The 18728-nt window shown below is 39.1% G+C and carries 13 protein-coding genes; 8 read left to right on the top strand and 5 right to left on the bottom strand.

The genetic code is table 11. The features are described 5' to 3' along the window. Positions 1-152: 152 nt before the first annotated feature. The 6 genes from GJV03_RS00815 to GJV03_RS00790 all read left to right on the top strand — a co-directional run bounded on the left by GJV03_RS00815 (position 153) and on the right by GJV03_RS00790 (position 10090). On the top strand, positions 153-2765 hold the full coding sequence (locus GJV03_RS00815; RefSeq protein ID WP_154129243.1) for a TonB-dependent receptor plug domain-containing protein: 2613 nt from the start codon (positions 153-155) through the stop codon (positions 2763-2765). Positions 2766-3028: 263 nt separating this feature from the next. Further along, positions 3029-5356 carry a TonB-dependent receptor gene (locus GJV03_RS00810; protein WP_056518017.1) on the top strand — a complete coding sequence of 776 codons (2328 nt, stop codon included), beginning with the start codon at positions 3029-3031 and terminating at the stop codon, positions 5354-5356. A gap of 17 nt (positions 5357-5373) precedes the next feature. Continuing rightward, positions 5374-6567, top strand: coding sequence for an LLM class flavin-dependent oxidoreductase (locus tag GJV03_RS00805; RefSeq protein ID WP_056518018.1), 1194 nt, complete (start codon positions 5374-5376; stop codon positions 6565-6567). A gap of 326 nt (positions 6568-6893) precedes the next feature. Further along, the gene (locus GJV03_RS00800) at positions 6894-7382 is read left to right on the top strand and encodes a hypothetical protein (RefSeq protein WP_151956363.1); all 489 of its coding nucleotides are present in this window, start codon (positions 6894-6896) and stop codon (positions 7380-7382) included. A 428-nt stretch (positions 7383-7810) separates the two neighbouring features. Next, positions 7811-8641: an alpha/beta hydrolase gene (locus GJV03_RS00795; protein ID WP_004717468.1), complete on the top strand. Its 831-nt coding sequence runs from the start codon at positions 7811-7813 to the stop codon at positions 8639-8641. 210 nt (positions 8642-8851) lie between these two features. Next, positions 8852-10090 (top strand): NADH:flavin oxidoreductase/NADH oxidase family protein, encoded by a 1239-nt coding sequence (locus GJV03_RS00790; RefSeq protein WP_154129242.1) that lies wholly within the window; start codon positions 8852-8854, stop codon positions 10088-10090. Between the two features lie 250 nt (positions 10091-10340). Here GJV03_RS00790 and GJV03_RS00785 read toward each other — a convergent pair whose 3' ends face one another. The 4 genes from GJV03_RS00785 to folE2 all read right to left on the bottom strand — a co-directional run bounded on the left by GJV03_RS00785 (position 10341) and on the right by folE2 (position 13866). Beyond that, positions 10341-10754, bottom strand: a complete 414-nt coding sequence (locus GJV03_RS00785) for a MerR family transcriptional regulator (protein WP_004717464.1) — start codon at positions 10752-10754, stop codon at positions 10341-10343. Positions 10755-11006: 252 nt separating this feature from the next. Beyond that, a complete protein-coding gene (locus GJV03_RS00780) occupies positions 11007-12362 on the bottom strand; it encodes a dihydroorotase (protein WP_154129241.1) in 1356 nt (451 codons plus the stop codon). Beyond that, positions 12352-12912: a hypothetical protein gene (locus GJV03_RS00775; protein WP_004717461.1), complete on the bottom strand. Its 561-nt coding sequence runs from the start codon at positions 12910-12912 to the stop codon at positions 12352-12354. Before GJV03_RS00775 ends, GJV03_RS00780 begins: the two co-directional genes overlap by 11 nt. A 51-nt stretch (positions 12913-12963) precedes the next feature. Next, a complete protein-coding gene (folE2, locus tag GJV03_RS00770; RefSeq protein ID WP_154129240.1) occupies positions 12964-13866 on the bottom strand; it encodes a GTP cyclohydrolase FolE2 in 903 nt (300 codons plus the stop codon). 110 nt (positions 13867-13976) lie between these two features. Here folE2 and GJV03_RS00765 point away from each other — a divergent pair, with 110 nt between their 5' ends. Both GJV03_RS00765 and zigA read left to right on the top strand, forming a co-directional pair. Next, the gene (locus GJV03_RS00765; protein WP_171501817.1) at positions 13977-14735 is read left to right on the top strand and encodes a D-Ala-D-Ala carboxypeptidase family metallohydrolase; all 759 of its coding nucleotides are present in this window, start codon (positions 13977-13979) and stop codon (positions 14733-14735) included. A gap of 305 nt (positions 14736-15040) precedes the next feature. Then, the gene (gene zigA, locus GJV03_RS00760) at positions 15041-16267 is read left to right on the top strand and encodes a zinc metallochaperone GTPase ZigA (RefSeq protein ID WP_154129238.1); all 1227 of its coding nucleotides are present in this window, start codon (positions 15041-15043) and stop codon (positions 16265-16267) included. A 97-nt stretch (positions 16268-16364) separates the two neighbouring features. On the opposite strand, the gene GJV03_RS00755 is transcribed toward zigA, so the two are convergent. Then, positions 16365-18620, bottom strand: coding sequence for a TonB-dependent siderophore receptor (locus GJV03_RS00755; RefSeq protein WP_154129237.1), 2256 nt, complete (start codon positions 18618-18620; stop codon positions 16365-16367). Between the last annotated feature and the right edge of the window lie 108 nt (positions 18621-18728).

Below are 18728 nucleotides of genomic sequence, written 5' to 3'. Positions count from 1 at the left end.
CTGTTGAAAAAATAAACATGAATAAAATCTGTATATCAATGAGGGCTATTTAAAAGTAATAAAAATCAATGTTTTATATTTGAGTTTTGCCTATTTAAAGATTGGCATAGGCTTTGCGTAACGCAGTGTAAATGTATTTTACTGAGTGTGATATGAAACAGAACTTTCAATTAAAGCCACTGGTGATTGCGCTAGGGCTATTTGGGGCAATCTTTCCATGCGCTATTTTTGCTGAAGAAACCTCAGAGCAAGCCAAGGATTCTAATGGTGATGTAATTACCTTAGCCGATGTTGTAGTGACAGGAGCAAATAAAAAAGCCACCATTCTCCCCAAGCGTAAAGTCACTTCGATTTATGGGACGGATAGTTCTGTATTAGATACCCCACGTGTCGTTTCACAAGTATCAGAACAACAGTTTCGTGAAGATGTTATTCGTAGTGCAGATGATTTGGTTAAGTATGCTCCAAGTATCACCAGAGGAGGTGGGCAAAATGCCAATTTCGCGCCACAGATACGAGGGCAAAACTCCGAAGTTTTTCAAGATAGCCAACGAATATACAGTACCCGACATCCGACCAACTTAAATGCCTATGAAGCTGCTGATATTGTTGCAGGACCAACGGGGGTAATTTTTGCACCGACGTCAGGTTCAGGGGGATATATTAATTATCTCACCAAAAAACCGAATTTTAATAAAGCACAAACCACGATTTCGGGATCAGTGGGTTCAATTTATGCAGGGCAAGGTGCTGAGCCTAATTTCTCAGTCAGTATTGATCATACTGCACCTATTTCTAAAGAATTGGCATTTCGTGTCAGTGCAACAGCACAACGAACAGATGACTATTATGATAATGTAAAAAATAATTTTAATGCATTTTATGGTGCTTTGGCTTGGCGTCCAGATGACAGTCTACGGGTTGACTGGAATATCAGTTATGACGATTATTCAGATTTTAATGTGACGCATGGTTGGAACAGAGCGACACAACAATCCGTTGATCAAGGGCTTTACTATAAAGGCAGAGCGACCCCGATTATTCAAAACGGTTCAAACTTTTGGTCTCCAGTCTTTGAGTCTGGTGCAGCTCACTCTAAAGTGATTGGTTGGCAAACTCGGCAGAAGAATGACAAAAATCAATATATTGCTGTAGGTCCAGTACAGACTTCTCCTTTGCCAAGTTCCACTGCTGATCAAGCGGGTACAATTCGAGGCTGGGTCTATGATCCATCAATCGCAGGCAATGGCTTAGTCAAATTAGATGATGATGTTTCTGGTCGGAGCGAAGATAAAAACAGTGCAAAGCGCTTTAGCACACAATTTAAACTGGTCAAAGATATCAATGAAAATTGGTCTGTGGCCAATAGTACGCTATATCAAAAGAGTCGTGATTTAGGTGACTCCGTTGGGAGTTTCTTTACTGATTTGGACCATGAATTATTGGACAACCGCTTAGAGTTTTTAGGCGATCATGACTTTGAGCTATTGGGTGTCAAAATCAACAATAAAAGCAGCACAGGTGGCGCTTATCGGCATGAGAAATTTACCTCTCTCGCAGCAAACAATAGTTTTAATATCAATCCTTATGATTTAACCAATGATCCATCACAGAAAAACCCTGGAGATTTATTGGGGTTGGTCAATCATGGCGGTTCGACTGGAAGCTGGATTGGGCAGGCTGGTGTTCCACAGTATTCGCAGTATTTTGGCTATTTAAATCTACCTCGAATGTACCCTGTGGGTCATGGCTTATATGCTGAAAAAGGCGGTTTTCCTCCCAATGGAGGTGGTGCCGTTTATACAGGAACAGGCTTTTGGGACACTTACAGCGTATTTACACAGCAAAATTTTACCTTTAATGATTTTTTTGGGATTAATCTGGGAATTAACCACAGTTCTATAAAAGCAAAATTAGAGAATCCACTGGTTTTAGTCCCTACAGATGTCCGCTCAGATTCCAATAAATATAGTTTGCTCAGCTATCAAGCCAGTACCTTTATTAAACCTACTGAAAAAAGTACCCTATATTTTACTTATGATAAAAGTACAGCATTGAATACGGGTGTATTTGGTCCATTTTTAATTTGGGGCGCTGGAAATCAGCTAAATCCTTTGGCTTTTGACAGCCAAAGTGAATTAAAAGAAGTGGGAGTGAAATACGAGCCGATCACTGATCAACTTCTGTTAACGCTCAGTGGTTTTGAACAGAAGCGCGATTTATCACCTGATACCAATGGCAATATGGCGCGTTTTGAAATCAAAGGCCTTGAATCATCATTACGTTGGCAGCTACAAAAAAATATCGCGATCGGGGCAAACTTAACCTATCTCAATGCTGAATATTCTTCCATTATTCCGGCTGGTTTTTCACCTTTTGGTTTCCATGCAGACAATGCGACGGTATGGGGCGATAGCAATGCTTTAAACCAACGCAAAGCAGGACGTTATGATGCAGCAGGCATTCCTAAATATTCTGCAAGTGCTTATGTGGACTATCAGCACCAGTCAGGTTTTGGACTAAACTTATCGGGCTGGTGGACAAGTAACTGGTATACCAATCTAAGTCAGACCGTAAAGGTACCCAATAATTATAATTTAGATTTGGGACTTTATTATCGTCAACCGCAGTGGACAGTAGGCTTAAATATTCTTAATTTGACCAATGAGCGTAATTTCGTAAATGGTTTAGCTGGTGCAAATAGCGAGTTTTTACAGCCAATGCGTCCATTGACGGTACAAGGACAATTTAGCTATAAATTCTAAATTAAACAGATTTTTATTTTTGATTGCATTAGCCATACTTTTGTATGGCTTTTTTATAAATTTATTCTTAGTAGATATCATTAAAAATAAAAAACAGCAAAATGTTGAAATAACAACAATACGACAATCAGAAATGTCTATCTATCAGCAAAAAAAAATATTTTTTTTATGATTTTTTATATAACACTTTGAAAATATTTAAATAAATAGAATGGCACAAAAGTTGCCAATAACAAGAATAGATTTATTTAAATGGAGTCAGCATGTTTAAGGTTACAAAAATTAGGCAGAGTATTTTAACTGCTATGTGGGGCGTAACGGCGAGTGTTTCAACACTGGCTATTGCAAATGAAGAGATCGAGACTACACCAGCACAACAAGCACAGGTTGAAAAAGCCAAAGATGTCAAAAAATTAAGTGATGTGATCGTCACTGCACAATATCGGGCGCAAAATATTCAAAAAGTTCCAACTGCAATTACTGCTGTTTCGGGTAAGGACTTGGCTGCGAAAGGCTCTACTTTTATTGGGGATGTTTTAACCTATACACCAAATGCTGCAGCTGAAAACCCAGATGGGGATAGTCGTCCACGTTGGTATATTCGTGGCCTAGGTACGGGAGATGTGGCTGCATCGACAGTATTTCCTGTTGGCGTGTATGCAGATGGGGTTTATTTAAATGCGCCAGTTGCAGGTGCAGGTGACTTGTTTGATTTAGAGCGTATAGAAGTTTTACGTGGTCCACAAGGTACGCTCTATGGGAAAAACACCACTGCGGGTGCAGTCAATTATATTTCTAAAAAGCCTAATTTTTCAGATAAACCCAATGGATATGCAACCATTGGTTTAGGGGATCATAACCTACGAACATTTGAAGGTGCTGCAAACGGCAAAATTTCGGAAAATGTTGCGGTGCGCGGGGCTTTTTACTCTGAAGACCGTGACGGATATGCAAAGAATATTGCCAATGGTGAAGATTATGGCAACGTGGATAAAAAATCTTTTCGCTTCCAAGTGCTAGGGAAAATCAATGATGAATGGGATGCCTTGGTCAATCTACACAGCCAAACTTATAATGGTTTAGGCAGTAATGGTTCCTTAAGCGTGGGTAAATACTGGGGTATTTATGAAAGACCTAAAGGACGAGACACCAATTTAGATTTAGATGAAAACAATAAGATTCAGCATGATGGCGCGTCATTAACCTTAACTGGAGATTTGGGGGGCGGATATAGCTTTACTTCGATCACTGCTTTTGATAAGACCACACAAAAGTCGATTTCAGATGGTGATTACACCCCTTATGATGTCGCACGAAGCTATAGTGATAATGAATGGCGTCAATATAGCCAAGAGTTCCGCATCGCTTCTGATGCTGAAAAACGCTTAAGCTGGATTGCAGGATTTCATTATTTCAATGAGGATTTAGATTCCACTGGAGTCAGTGCACGTGTCAATAAAACATTGCCAAATGGCGCTGCTTCTCAAACTGCGTCTACGCCAGCATTTAGAGATATAACCTATAACCAAGCCACTCAAAGCTTTGCACTTTTTGGTAACAGTACCTATAAATTTACAGATAAATTTAAAGTGACAGGTGGTTTACGTTGGACCAGTGAAGAAAAAGATATTGATCTCAATCTGACTCAGATCACAACGGGAGACTATACAAAAGGCAGTTGGTGGAAAAAAGATGGCTATAGCAATGCAGTTTATAACCCAACTCCAAATGCAAATGGGTCAACAAGTCGCAATAAAACTTGGAATGAGTTGACCTATGACATCACCCCAGAATATGAAATTAATCCTAATTTAAATACTTATTTTAGATTCGCACGCGGTTTCCGCTCAGGTGGATTTAACACTGGTTTATCCAGCAGTTTAACCCAACTTGCCGACGTGAATCCTGAATACTTAAATAGTTATGAACTTGGTTTAAAGTCTACGTTATTGGACGGAGATTTAATCGCAAATGCCAATATTTTTTATTATGACTATAAAGATATTCAAACCAATTTACTGGTTGCAACAGAGGGACAAGGTGGTGGGGTGACCTCGGTTCTCGCCAATGGACCAAAAGCTGAAGTTAAAGGTGCTGAATTAGAATTAGATTATTCAGTGACTGAAAATCTACGTTTACGTTTTGCTGGTGCTTATCTTGACAGCGAATATACCGATTTCGTCGATAAAAACCCGGTAACCAATGTAGTTAATGCAGATAATACAGGCAACAGTCTAGTCCGTTCGCCAAAATACACTGTCGGTCTGGGTGGAGAATATACCTTTAATCTCAATGATGGTGCTCGTGTTGTTGTAGGTACAGATGCCAGCTACCGTGACCGTGAGTTTTTCCTCGTAAACCGTCAAGACTATTCGGTAGATCCAATCTTAAGCCAAAAAGCATATACCTTATGGAATGCCAATGTTGGCTACCATAGCGCAAATAACAAATACCAAGTCAATGCTTACGTTAAAAACCTATTGAATGAAGAATATCAAGTACATGGCCGTCCAAATGGTCCCGCTGGACAATATGTTTTAACTTATGGAAACCCACGTCAAGTTGGTGTTTCTCTTACTGCTAAATTCTAAGTTATACGGAGAACATCATGGGAATTGAATTTTTTACCCGTCTACCACTGCATGGTGAAGCAGAGTACTTAGCAGGTGATCCACGCAATCGTGGTGATTGGTCACGTGTCGCAGGTGTAGACAATACTGGTGCAACATCGAATTACCAAGTTGGTGATGACTTTACCTATATCGACTATCTTAGCCAAGTGGCTCGTGCGGCTGAAATCAATGGTTTTGCAGGTGCGCTGATGGTGAATGCACCTACAGGTGAAGAACCGTGGACAGTGTGTTCCTTATTGGCAAGAGAAACCAAGCGTTTAAACTTTGTGACTGCATTCCAGCCTTATCATTTTAGTCCTTATAATGCAGTACAAAGTGCAGCAACGTATCAGCGTGCCACAGGGAATCGGTTGGTTTGGAATATTATCAACGGCGGCTCTGAGGTTATTCAGCGCCAAGTTGGGGATGTTACTCCGCATGATGACCGTTATATCCGTGCGACTGAATTTTTAGATGTGGTGAAAGGCTATTGGTATAATGAATCATTCCATTACCAGGGCAAATATTATTCTGCTGAAGGTGGTGGTTTAAAATATCCCCTCAATAAAGCTGAACTACCGATCATTTGTACGGCAGGATCGTCTGAGGCTGCCCGTGAGTTTGGTGCGAAGCATGCTGATTATTATTTAATGCGTGCTGAAAAACCCAGTGAAATTGCTGAATTGATTGCAGATGTGCGCAAACGTGCTGCGAGATATGGGCGGGATAATATTAAATTCGGCTTATCCATTGATACGATTGCACGCCGTAGTGAACAAGAAGCGTTGGCAGAGGCACAACGTTATTTGGATGAAGCTGCTGAAAAACAACGCCTACATGCGTCTGCTGCACATGCAGGTTTGAGATCGGCACGTGTATTGAGTTTTGAAAAAGAATATAGTGAAAAAGCAGGCAGTAAAAACGTCGATGATTTCTTTATTCATCCCAATGTTTGGTCAGGCTTTGGCTATATTGGTATTCCACCAGGTGTTGCTTTAGTGGGAAGTTATTCGCAGATTATCGAGCGGATTCAAGAATATAACAGTATTGGGATTGATCTGTTTTTCTTGGCAGGCTATCCACATTTAGAAGAAGCTTATCGCCTTGGCGAACATGTTTTACCTTATTTCAAAAAACAGCGTCAGGCATTACAGCGTATTTCTGAAGAGGCAAAATATCGTATCGCCTAACTTCCATTGCAACATGTTAAAGCCAAGATTTTTAAACCAGTCTTGGCTTTTTTATACCAATAAAAAATACAAAGCGTGGCAGTGTAAACTTGATTTTCATACTCTTCTTTCTATGCAATGATCAAAGTTTGATTCCTGATAAAGCTTAACCACATTTAAAAATCATTCCGAAGCTTAATTTCGTAAGAGCTATACTGATTATAAGTAAATAAGTGAATATTAATGCTTACTTGCATTTTTTACACAGTTTCGTATATTTGATAGTTGTGCTTCATTTTATCAACAACAATAACCTGACAAACTAACATGACCATTGAGCAGGAAAAATGAAAGTAATTAATATCCATAAAAGAGAAGTTCAGCAATCAAAGGCTGAAATTGCTAAGTTATTCAGGACGTTGTCAACAGATAATGATTTGATGTTAGCAACAGATAAATGGCCACCCATGAAGTTGGACAATGGATTAAGTGTGGGTTCAAAAGGTGGACATGGACCAATCAGATATTCTGTGGCAGATTATCAGCCCGAAAAATCAATCACTTTTCAGTTTGACTTAACGGGTTTTAATGGTTTTCACAGATTTAGCATCAATGAATTAGAACCCAACAAAACAGAAATTTCACATATTATTGATATGAAAACAACAGGTTTAGCGACTTTAAAATGGGCCTTAGCAATTCGTTGGTTGCACGATGCCTATATTGAAGACGCATTTGATAAAGTTGAGAATCATTTTACAGCTGACAAGAAAAATAGTGAGTGGAGTTTATGGGTTAAATTATTGCGAAAAATATTGAAACCTAAAAAGAAATAAAAACCAACACCCAACTTCATATTGTCTAAGCCCATTGCAACACGTTAAAGCCAAGATTTTTAAACCAGTCTTGGCTTTTTATATCCATTTTTATCTTAATAAAAAGACTGTGGGTTGTCGTTGAAGCTTTGAACAGAAAACCTGTAATGGTTTAAATCATGTAACGACATAAAGCGTCAACAATCCTATATAAAAAAATAAAGATGTTTTCTTTCAATAATAAATCCTGATATTTGTGTATTTTTATTTTTTATAGATTTACATTTCTGCTATCAGAAAATCACCAAAAGCATTGACCTTAAAGTTAACTTTAACCTTAGTATAGAATGACGGTCCATACGAATCGTATCAAACATTGTAATTTACTGACATAAATGAGAACAGCAATAAGTTATTCAAAGTGTAAATCATACACAGGAGAAATTAACATGGCATATGTTACGACAAAAGATGGTGTTGATATTTTTTATAAAGATTGGGGACCGAAAGATGCCCCAGTATTATTTTTTCATCATGGATGGCCATTAAGCTCGGATGACTGGGATTCTCAGTTATTGTTCTTTTTAAATGAAGGTTTTCGTGTGGTTGCACATGATCGTCGCGGACATGGACGTTCAAGTCAGGTCTGGGATGGTCATGATATGGACCACTATGCCGATGATGTTGCAGAAGTGGTCAAACACTTGGGCATTAAAAACGCAGTACATATTGGTCACTCCACTGGTGGTGGTGAGGTTGTTCACTACATTGCACGTCATGGCGAGGAAAATGTATCCAAGGCCGTATTGGTCAGTGCTGTACCTCCAATTATGCTGAAAACGGAAAAAAATCCGCAAGGCTTAGCCAAAGAAGTCTTTGATGACTTACAGAATCAGCTTTTTAAAAATCGTGCTCAATTTTATCATGATCTACCTGCGGGACCGTTTTATGGTTTTAATCGACCAGATGCTCAGCCTTCAGAACCTGTCGTATTGAATTGGTGGCGACAGGGCATGATGGGTGGAGCAAAAGCGCATTATGATGGAATTGTTGCATTTTCACAGACTGACTTTACCGAAGATTTGAAAAAAATCTCAGTGCCTGTTTTAGTCATGCATGGGGATGATGATCAAATTGTACCTTATGAAAACTCAGGGGTACTTTCTGCCAAACTGGTTCAAAATGGCCGATTAAAAACCTATAAAGGTTATTCACACGGTATGTTAACCGTCAATGCCGATGTGATTAATCCAGATTTATTGGCGTTTATTCGCGAGTGAATAGTTGTCGTTTGATTTAAAAACAGAATATCAATAGAGGCCTTGCGGCCTCTTTTTTTATTAAAGTATCAGATCGTTATTATCTTATTATGATGTAAGTCTTTGAATAAAATTAGTTCTTAAAATAATAAAAATTAAATGCGAAAAAAGGATTGACATTAAAGTGAACTTTAATCTTAAAGTAAGTCCATACTCTATGAGGCTATAAAAATGAACGTCTTTGAAAAATTAGTTTTACCCAATGGTACTCAGATTCCAAATCGTATTGCAAAAGCTGCGATGGAAGAGAATATGGCAGATCTCAATCATGCACCATCAGAAGAGCTCATGCGTTTGTATCAGGCATGGGCAGATGGTGGTGTCGGTTTAATCATTACAGGTAATGTGATGGTGGATCGTCGTGCGATGACAGGACCGGGTGGTGTGGTCTTGGAAGATGAACAGCATTTAGCGCACTTCAAACGTTGGGCGAAAATCGCACGTTCTCAAGGCGCGCAAGCATGGTTGCAGATCAACCATCCAGGTCGCCAAATGCAGTCAAATTTAGGTCAGCCAACGTGGGCACCTTCTGCTGTGGCTTTAGATTTAGGTAAAATGTCAGATCGTTTTAATACTCCAATTGAAATGACTCAAGCCATGATTGACGAAGTGATTCAACGTTTTGCCAATACCGCACGTTTAGGTGAAAAGGCGGGATTTACTGGTGTAGAAATTCATGCAGCTCATGGCTATCTACTCAGTCAGTTCCTTTCGCCTTTAAGCAACCAACGTCAAGATCAATGGGGCGGCTCATTGGAAAACCGTGCGCGTATTTTGATTGAGATTGTCAAAGCAGTACGTGCAGTGGTGTCATCAACATTTACAGTTGCTGTTAAACTGAATTCTGCCGATTTCCAACGTGGTGGTTTTAGTGCTGAGGATGCGCAGCAAGTAGTTAAAATGTTAAATGATTTGTCGGTTGATTTGGTTGAGTTGTCAGGGGGGAGTTATGAAGCACCTGCTATGCAAGGCCAAGCCAGAGATGGACGGACTTTGGCACGTGAAGCTTATTTCTTAGAATTTGCTCAAGAAATTGGCAAGGTTGCCCATATGCCGATTATGGTGACTGGTGGTATTCGTCGCAAACCCATTGCAGAACAAGTCATTGACAGTGGGATCGATATGGTGGGGATTGCAACAGCCTTAGCAATCGACCCTAACTTACCCAATGCATGGAAACAAGGTCAGAATATCGCACCTGAATTGAAACCGATTCACTGGGAAAATAAAACCTTAGCTTCACTTGCCAATATGGCAACAGTCAAATTCCAGTTACAGAAACTTAGTCATGGGAAAAAATCGAATCCTAAGGTTTCACCTTTATGGGCCTTGATATTACAGCAGACAGAAACGACATGCCGCACACGTCAGTATAAAAAACGTATGCGTCAGTATTCACATTCAGCTTAAGTACCGTGCTTTGTTCAGATGTCGGATTAGATCTGACAGACTGTACTGCGGCTGTGGCTCAAAGAGGATTTCCCTAATGCTTAGGTATGATCACCGATTAAAGTAATGATGAGAATACTGATCAAGCAGTTTTGACGACTCCAATGTTTGAGCATCATAGATAATTTATCAATGACTTATGCACAATTCTGAGCTTAAAGTGAGATTTAAGCTCAATCGTTTTTATGATTTTCCGATAACATGGAAATTTTTAACATTTATCATTGGCATAATAAAGATTCAGTAAACGGTTGGCGTTTTCTTCACAGGTGATTTCGTCAGGCTTACTATTGATTGCAGTGATCATGCTGCGTAGGTTTTGCTTACTGATCAACAACTTTTGTTCTAGATCTTCAATGTCTTTGATTTTACTTTCGAGTAGTCCAATCAGAATATCATGATCCCACTTGCCTACATTTGACGGTAGAAAGGCTTTGATTTCAGCCAATGAAAATCCAACTTGTTGCGCTTGCTGAATTAGAAATAATTGTTTGAGGTCATTGTCACTATATTCACGATAACCATTAGATTTACGTTTTGCCTTAGGAAGCAGTTTAATTTGTTCATAATAACGAATCGTTGGGGTACTTAAACCACTTTGTTTGGATAACTCGCTAATGTTCATTTTACTGACTTCCGCTTGACATTAAAGTTAACTTTAGACTTATGGTCGGGTAAAAGCAAGATGAAAAATAACGTTAAAGCTGAGCTCAATCAGGTTTAAACGAATATTGGGAGTCCTTTCGGTGGAAATTCTCCCATTGAATCAAAATCATTAAACATTTGTTGTGATGAGCTATATTGAAATTAAATAATGATCCATTTAAATATCAATAGTTTGCAATAAATTCATACCATTTATTTGTTACGTGCAATTTTAACGATTAATTTCAAGTTGTTGTCCCTGACAATTCAAAAACAGCTGTTGCTGATGCCAAGCAAGTTGCCCCGAAACAATTGTGGTGCTGACCTCATAAGCAAATGTTTTATGCATAAATGGTGTCCAATTGCATTTCATATAGTTTTTTTGATCTTTCACTGCAATGTGTTGCTGATTTTCTCGAAGGATCACTAAATCAGCCCAGTAACCTTCTCGAATATAACCACGGTCTTTGATCCTAAATAAGTCTGCCACTTGATGTGCAGTTTTTTGAACCAGTGTTTCAATACTCAGTTTACCTGCTGCAACCAGCTCCATCAGTGCAGGTAACGCATGTTGTACTAAAGGCAGGCCAGAAGGGGCATAAAAATATGACTGGTGTTTTTCATCCCAAGTATGTGGGGCGTGGTCAGTACCAATAATATCCAAGCGATTACTATTCGAAAGGGCATTAATCAAAGCATCTTTATCTTGCTGGGTTTTAATGGCGGGATTACATTTAATTAAGTGGCCCAAAGCAGCATAATCAGCATCATCAAAACTGAGATGATGGATACACACTTCTGCTGTGATATGTTTTCGATTTAAAGGCAGATTTTTAAACAAACACAGTTCTTTCGCGGTGGTGATATGTAAAACATGCAACTGTGTGGCATATTTCTCGGCCAAAGATACAGCTAATTTTGAGCTATCAAAGCAGACATGTTTATTTCTAATCTGCGCATGAATTTCTGCTGGAATATTTTCCCCATATTTTTGAAAATAGAAATTTTCTTCGGCTTTAATGGCAGGGGTAAACTCGCAATGGGTCAATAAAACTGTTGGAACATTTGCAAATAAACGTTCCAAAACTTTAGGGTCATCGACGAGCATATCACCCGTAGAAGCACCCATAAAAACTTTAACACCACTGATTGATTTGGGATCAAGCTGTTCAATAATATCTAAATTATGCGCACTGACTCCAAAATGGAAAGCATAATTGGCCCGACTATGTTGTTTTGCAATCTGCTTTTTCTGGGTCAAAGCGTCTAGGGTTAAGGTGGCTGGATTGGTGTTTGGCATATCCATATAGCTGGTGATTCCACCAATCGTTGCTGCCATTGATTCCGAAGCAATATTGCCTTTATGCGCTGCGCCAGGATCTCTAAAATGAACTTGGTCGTCAATCATGCCAGGAATTAACCACGAACCTTCAGCATCTATATTTTTCGCATGATAAGCCCCTGTAATATTGGGATGAATCTTTTCAATCCGTCCATGTCGAATCAGTACATCGGAATAATACTGCTTGCCTTCATTGACAATATTGGCATTACGAATAATAAGATTGGGCGGATTTTTAAAACTCATTGTGCAATGCCTTATAGCCTTGAACCAGTTTAATATTGGTGCTGACAACGCTTTCTGAAAACTCACTGATTGAAATATCAATGGGTGGAAATTGCTTTAAATCGGTTTTGGGATTGATATAACTCATTGCAGGTACATAAAAATGATCGGGTAAATCACGACCATCAACCACTGCATTGTGACGAATCGCGCTGTGATGACCCACTGTGCAATTAAATAACACACTGTTAAAGCCAACAAAAACATGATGTCCAATTTCACAGGGACCATGAATAATAGAGCGATGCGCGATTGAAGAATTTTCACCAATGATCACTGCTGCCCCCGCTTTGGAATGAATCACCACTCCATCTTGAATATTGGAATTTGCACCAATGATGATGGGTTCCATATCACCCGCGTCATTGGTTTCATCTGCTCTGATCACTGCATAAGGCCCAATAAATACATTGGCATGGATAATGACTTTTCCGCAAATAATCGCTGTTTGGTCAACATAGGCTGATTGATCTATAACAGGGAGATCTCCAGATGGGTTTTTTCTAAGCATGACTAGACCATTTTAAATAAGTTAAACAATGAGGGTGGTTAGGATAAGGCATTACCATTGCCAAGCGCCCTGAGCAACTGCGTCATGGGCATGTAAACTTTCCGCATGAATCACTTTAAAATTAAAGCCTAGAATGCTGGGATGATGGATAAATGTGGCATACAAGCGTCTTAATGCATCTTCACAAAACATCAGGTTTTGACCATTCGCAATAGCAAAGGCTTGTTCATCAATACGTTTTACCGCTGTTTGTACGGGTGTCATCAAGGCTTGTTCAGCCTGATTAATAAATAAAATCAGTGGAATATATTGAATGTTTTGATCTAATTTGAAATTTAACTGAGCAAAACTTCTTTGACTATGAGGCGTTGCTGCAATTGCATCTGTGCTATTTAGCCAACTGAGGATTTCTTGTGGGTCTAACTGAATCTCTTGATTTTCCAATGCGGATGCAAATCTTTGTTGGATGATGTTTCTGGCAAGTGCTGCGGAACAAGGACAAGTAGATGAATAGGGAATTTCGATTTTTAATTCAGCATAAAAATCATCTTTTAAAAGCTGACAGGACAACACAAAAGGATAGCTTTTCCAGCCAGACAATTGGCTGACTAAGGCTGGGCGCTCGAGATAAAGCTCACTATGAATTTCGATTTTGGCATGTGCTGATAAATCTTTATGGCTGGCTAAGAAATCCAATAAAGCGTCTTTAATATCAAGTAGCGCTAAATTTTTGATCGTGCTCAATTTCAAAAGTCGGGTATACAAGCGCGACATATGAATACCTTTGGCAAACACATCATCCAAACTGACATAAGCATTCACTTGGCTTTGGCAAAGACTATTTTCGAGATAAAGCGGAAGCGCGATTTTTTCCATACCGACCCAATCGAGTGGGTAGTAATAGTTTCTTGTGAGTGAGGATTCAGCCGAAACATCTGGAAGAACAAGATTCATAGGGGGAATAGCTTAAGTTGAAATATATATTGTTATGTTATAACATAACAATATTAATCAACACTACTCATCTGAGTTAAATTTACGCTATGAGATCATTGCAAATTGAGATGAACAAAAAATATTTGATCGGATTCATACTCTGCCTTTCTGCATGTAGTCAAAACAACTCAAATACAATTCATGCTATGCGTACAGTTCAGCAAACGTCACCACAAGTGCCATTAAAAGCAGACTTTCCTCAGCAGCAAGGTATTTTAAAACAAGAGAAAAATCTGCCGCCTGCTTATTTAAAATGGCTCAGTGAGCCGACAAATGCTGAAAGCGTTCAGGCTTATCAGCGCTTTTTAAAGCAACAAGGTATTTCTGCTTATATTCCTACTTTTGAATTTTTACAGACAGCCAGAGATTGGCAACAATGTGATGCATCTGAATTTGAAGTTCCGCCACAAGAGCTGTGGGGCAATATTGTGCCAACATTAAAAATTTTAAATCGTCTTGTGGATGAAAAAATTTTAACCCAGTTTAGCGTGACTTCTGTCTATCGAAATTTCAAGCTTAATCAGTGTGCAAAAGGCGCTCCTTCCTCCAAACATATTTTTAATGCTGCATTAGATTTTCGTATTGGTGATGAAAATCCGGACTTAAACCAACAGCTGATGATTCAAGAGCGCAAAGCAAAATTATGTCAATTTTGGCTGGATTCTGGTGAGGAACTTCACATGGGCTTAGGCGTCTATGCATCAGGACAGATTCATATTGATAGTGCAGGTTTTCGTACTTGGGGTGCAGACCATCGCTATAGCTCATCACCATGTATCAATAACGCTTTAATTGGCAACAATAAAAAAGTGAGTGAATCGCCATGAAGTTAAATTTCATCCGTGACATCAGACAACTTTTAATACGAGAAATTCAAGCGACACATGTTTATCTGCCACTAAACAATCTAAATTCTGATGTTTTTTAATCCTCAGCTTAGATTTATAGGATCTTGAAAAACGCTGTAATCATCACCGAATGATTAAAACCGAATCATCAAATTGCAGTGTTGAAAATGTATGTGCAAGCACAGCTAAAATTTAACTCTAAAGCGATCTGTTTGGAGTTATTCAGTCAGTATTTTCATGTCGATCTCGATATGAAAACACAAAAATATAAAGTGAGAATGCCAATGAATACTCTTTTAGCCACTCCGCAAAAACTTCCCGTCACCGTGCTTTCTGGATTCTTAGGGGCTGGAAAGACCACCTTACTCAATCATATCTTAAACAATCGTGAAGGCCGAAAAATTGCAGTGATTGTGAATGATATGTCGGAGGTCAATATTGATGCCGCTTTAGTTCGAGAGGGCGGTGCTGAGCTTTCAAGAACGGATGAAAAGTTAGTTGAAATGAGTAATGGCTGTATTTGTTGTACTTTAAGAGAAGACCTACTGGTTGAAGTACGTCGTTTAGCACAGGATCAGCGCTTTGATCAATTGGTGATTGAATCTACAGGGATCTCTGAACCACTCCCTGTTGCAGAAACGTTTACCTTTGAAGATGAAAATGGGATTTCTCTCAATGAGTTTGCCCGCTTAGATACAATGGTGACTGTGGTCGATGCTTATAACTTTTTAAAAGATTATAGTTCGCTGGATAGCTTACAAGCGCGCGGTGAATCATTAGGTGAACAAGATGAGCGAAATGTTGTTGATCTACTGATTGATCAAATTGAGTTTTGTGACGTGATTGTATTGAATAAAACAGATTTGATTGATCAAGACGAGCTGGAAAAATTATTTGGAATTTTGCAGTCTTTAAACCCAAGAGCAAAAATTGAAGTTTCTGCGTTTGGCAAGGTGAATCTTGATCGGGTGTTAAATACCCAACTATTTGATTTTAACGAAGCGGCACAAGCTCCGGGTTGGTTAAAGGAATTAAGAGGTGAGCATACGCCTGAAACAGAGCAATATGGAATCAATAATTTTGTTTATCGAGCGCGCAGACCTTTTCACCCACAACGGTTTTTTGATTTTATCAACTCCGAATGGAAAGGCGTAATCCGTTCCAAAGGCTTTTTTTGGTTAGCCTCAAATCCCGAGTTTGCTGGATCTTGGTCTCAAGCAGGGGCGATGGCACGCCATGGTGTTGCTGGATATTGGTGGGCAGCAGTGCCAGACGAACATTGGCCTACGGATCAACAAAGTCGAGATGCAATTCAACAAAGCTGGGATGCTCAAACAGGTGATGCACGACAAGAAATCGTGTTGATTGGGATGCAGATGGATCAATCTGAACTTATTCGTCAATTTGATGATTGTTTATTAAACGATGATGAAATGGCGTTAGGCGCAGAAAAATGGCAAGAGTTTGAAAATCCTTTTAGTGGGTGGACTGATTCTATCACTAGCCATTAATTCATTATGATCCATTTAATTCAGCCAAAGCATTGCTGAAAATACTTGCAAGCATGAGCGCTTTTAATTATACGCTCATGCTTGGCTTTATATTTTATTAAAATTTCGCTCTTAAGGTGAAAGTCACATTACGTGGTTCCCCCCAATAAACACCATTATAGAAACCTACATTTAAATAGTATTTTTCATCAAATAAGTTATTGATATTCACACTTGCAGTCAGTTCATCACTTAACTTATAACTGGCAAAAGCATTGGCCAATACATAGGCCTTTTGTGTGACTACACCATCGTTATAGGCATTTGCAGGAGCTCCCCCCCATTCTTGTGAGATTTCACTTTGCCAATTCAATCCACCACCTAATGTTAGCTTTTCTGAACCTGCCCAGAGGTTCGCTGGAAGGGTATAACTACTAAATAACTTTACTTGGTTTTGAGGAATATTGCTTAAAGCATCGGCATTTGCAGAACTCACACTATTGACATAAGTATAGCCAAAGCTAAGATTCCAATTTTCCTGTAACTTTCCAATGGCTTCTAACTCAAAGCCATTGACTTTAAGTCCTTTGCCCGATGACATATATGCAGTATCCATCTCATCTACTTTTGGAATAGTGCCATTTTTTACACCTTCACGATATTCAACATCTTCTACAGCAAGGTCTTTGACACTTGACCAAAATAAAGCAGCACTGGTCAATAACTTACCATCCAATAGATCTGCTTTAATCCCTAATTCTGTAGTGCTTCCCATTTCAGGATCTAGATAATCGCCGAAACGATCTCGTTTAGTGGATGGATTAAATACATTGGTGTAGCTAGTGTAGGCTGTATAAGTATCATTAATGTCGTACAAAATCCCTGCATAAGGCACCAATTGATCAAAGTTACGTGGCTTTGTAGGAGAAACCGGGGCTTTAGGATCCCATTTATCGACTTTGTAATCATATGAGCTATAACGTGCGCCCAAAATTAACTTAAGCGGGTCAGCTAGATTTAAACGTAAAGTTGAATATACCCCGTAAAGCTCTGTGGTATTGGTACTACCTGCACCATTTTTTTCATAAGTGGGTTTTTTAATATTGCCAGTCCATTCTCGATAATCTGGAATAGCTGCAGGATAAGGAGGTGGGGAGTCATTAAGATCACTTTTCACACCCAATGAAGTGCTTTCACCTTTAAAACCACTATAGCCAATAATTAAATCATGTTGGCGATTTAACAATTGAAATGGCCCTGTTGCATAAAGATCTAAATTGAGTTTTTTATTTTTAGCATAAGGGCTGACCATACTCCATAGACTTAAGCCTTTACCTGTGTTTGGGTCTGGAAAGCCACTACCACCATAAGCCACGATCCAACTATTATCCGAGGTACTGTGGGCAATCGCTGCTTTAACCAGCCAGTCATTGGTAAAAGTATGTTCAATATCGGCAAAAACGGTTTTATCGGTATTGGCAATTGAACTCCAGTCCGCAGATAAACTAAAGTTTCGCGAAAAATTTGCTTTGCTTCCATCAGCATTGAAATATGGTACTGTTCCCCACGTTGAGCCTTTAGGGTCGTTGTCTTGATATTGAAACCCGACTGAGGCTGTTGTTGTTGGGGTTAAATCTGCACTGATGATCCCCATTGCGGCTGTTGACTTGAGCTTATAACGATCCATATAGGATTCTTTATCGGTATACGCTGCCATGAATCGACTTCGAACACTGCCATCTTGAGTCAGTGGAATGGATACATCTGCTTCAACACGGGTATTGTCCCATGAGCCATAAGTTGTGCTGACATTGCCCTTAAACTCTTTTTCAGGACGCTTACGTACCATATTGATGGTTGCAGAAGGGCTGCCTGTTGAACCAGTTAAGCCAGAAGCACCTTTGATCACTTCAACTCGGTCAAAGAAAAAACTATCAAAGCGGGGAGCATTGTCTCCTACAGGCATACCATCAATTTGCCTATTGGTAATTTGAAAACCACGGGAATAGTAGTTAGAACGTTCACTGTCATTTTTAGTGGCAGTAACGCCTGGTGTTGCGGCAAGAACATCATCCAGAATGGTCAGCCCGCGTTGTTCAATTTGTTCACGGGTGACGACGCTTACAGATTGTGGTGTTTCTTTTAAAGATAATTTTAATTTTGATGAGCTTCTTGAGGATTTTGCTTTAAAACTTCCACTTCCCTCAGTTTTTTCATCCTGAGCATCTGCTTTAACTGTAATGGTGGGGAGTACCGAAGCATTCGCTTCATTACTTTTTTGCTCTTGTGCAAAAGCACTATGGGAAATAGCGCTGCAAATAAGAATTGATTTTATTGCAATGTTTAATGCCGTTTGTTTACGTAGATTGTCCATAAGAATAGAAATTAGTAAATAAGAATCATTATTATTATCAATTAATATACAAAAAGATACAAATAAAACATAATTTTTAAACTTTTTTATGGGTGATATAAATATAAG

It is taken from the genome of Acinetobacter sp. RIT698, from assembly GCF_009668065.1.
GTDB classification, from domain to species: domain Bacteria; phylum Pseudomonadota; class Gammaproteobacteria; order Pseudomonadales; family Moraxellaceae; genus Acinetobacter; species Acinetobacter guillouiae.
Note: the sequence above shows the minus strand (reverse complement) of the source record. Positions and strands in the feature narration are given on the sequence as shown.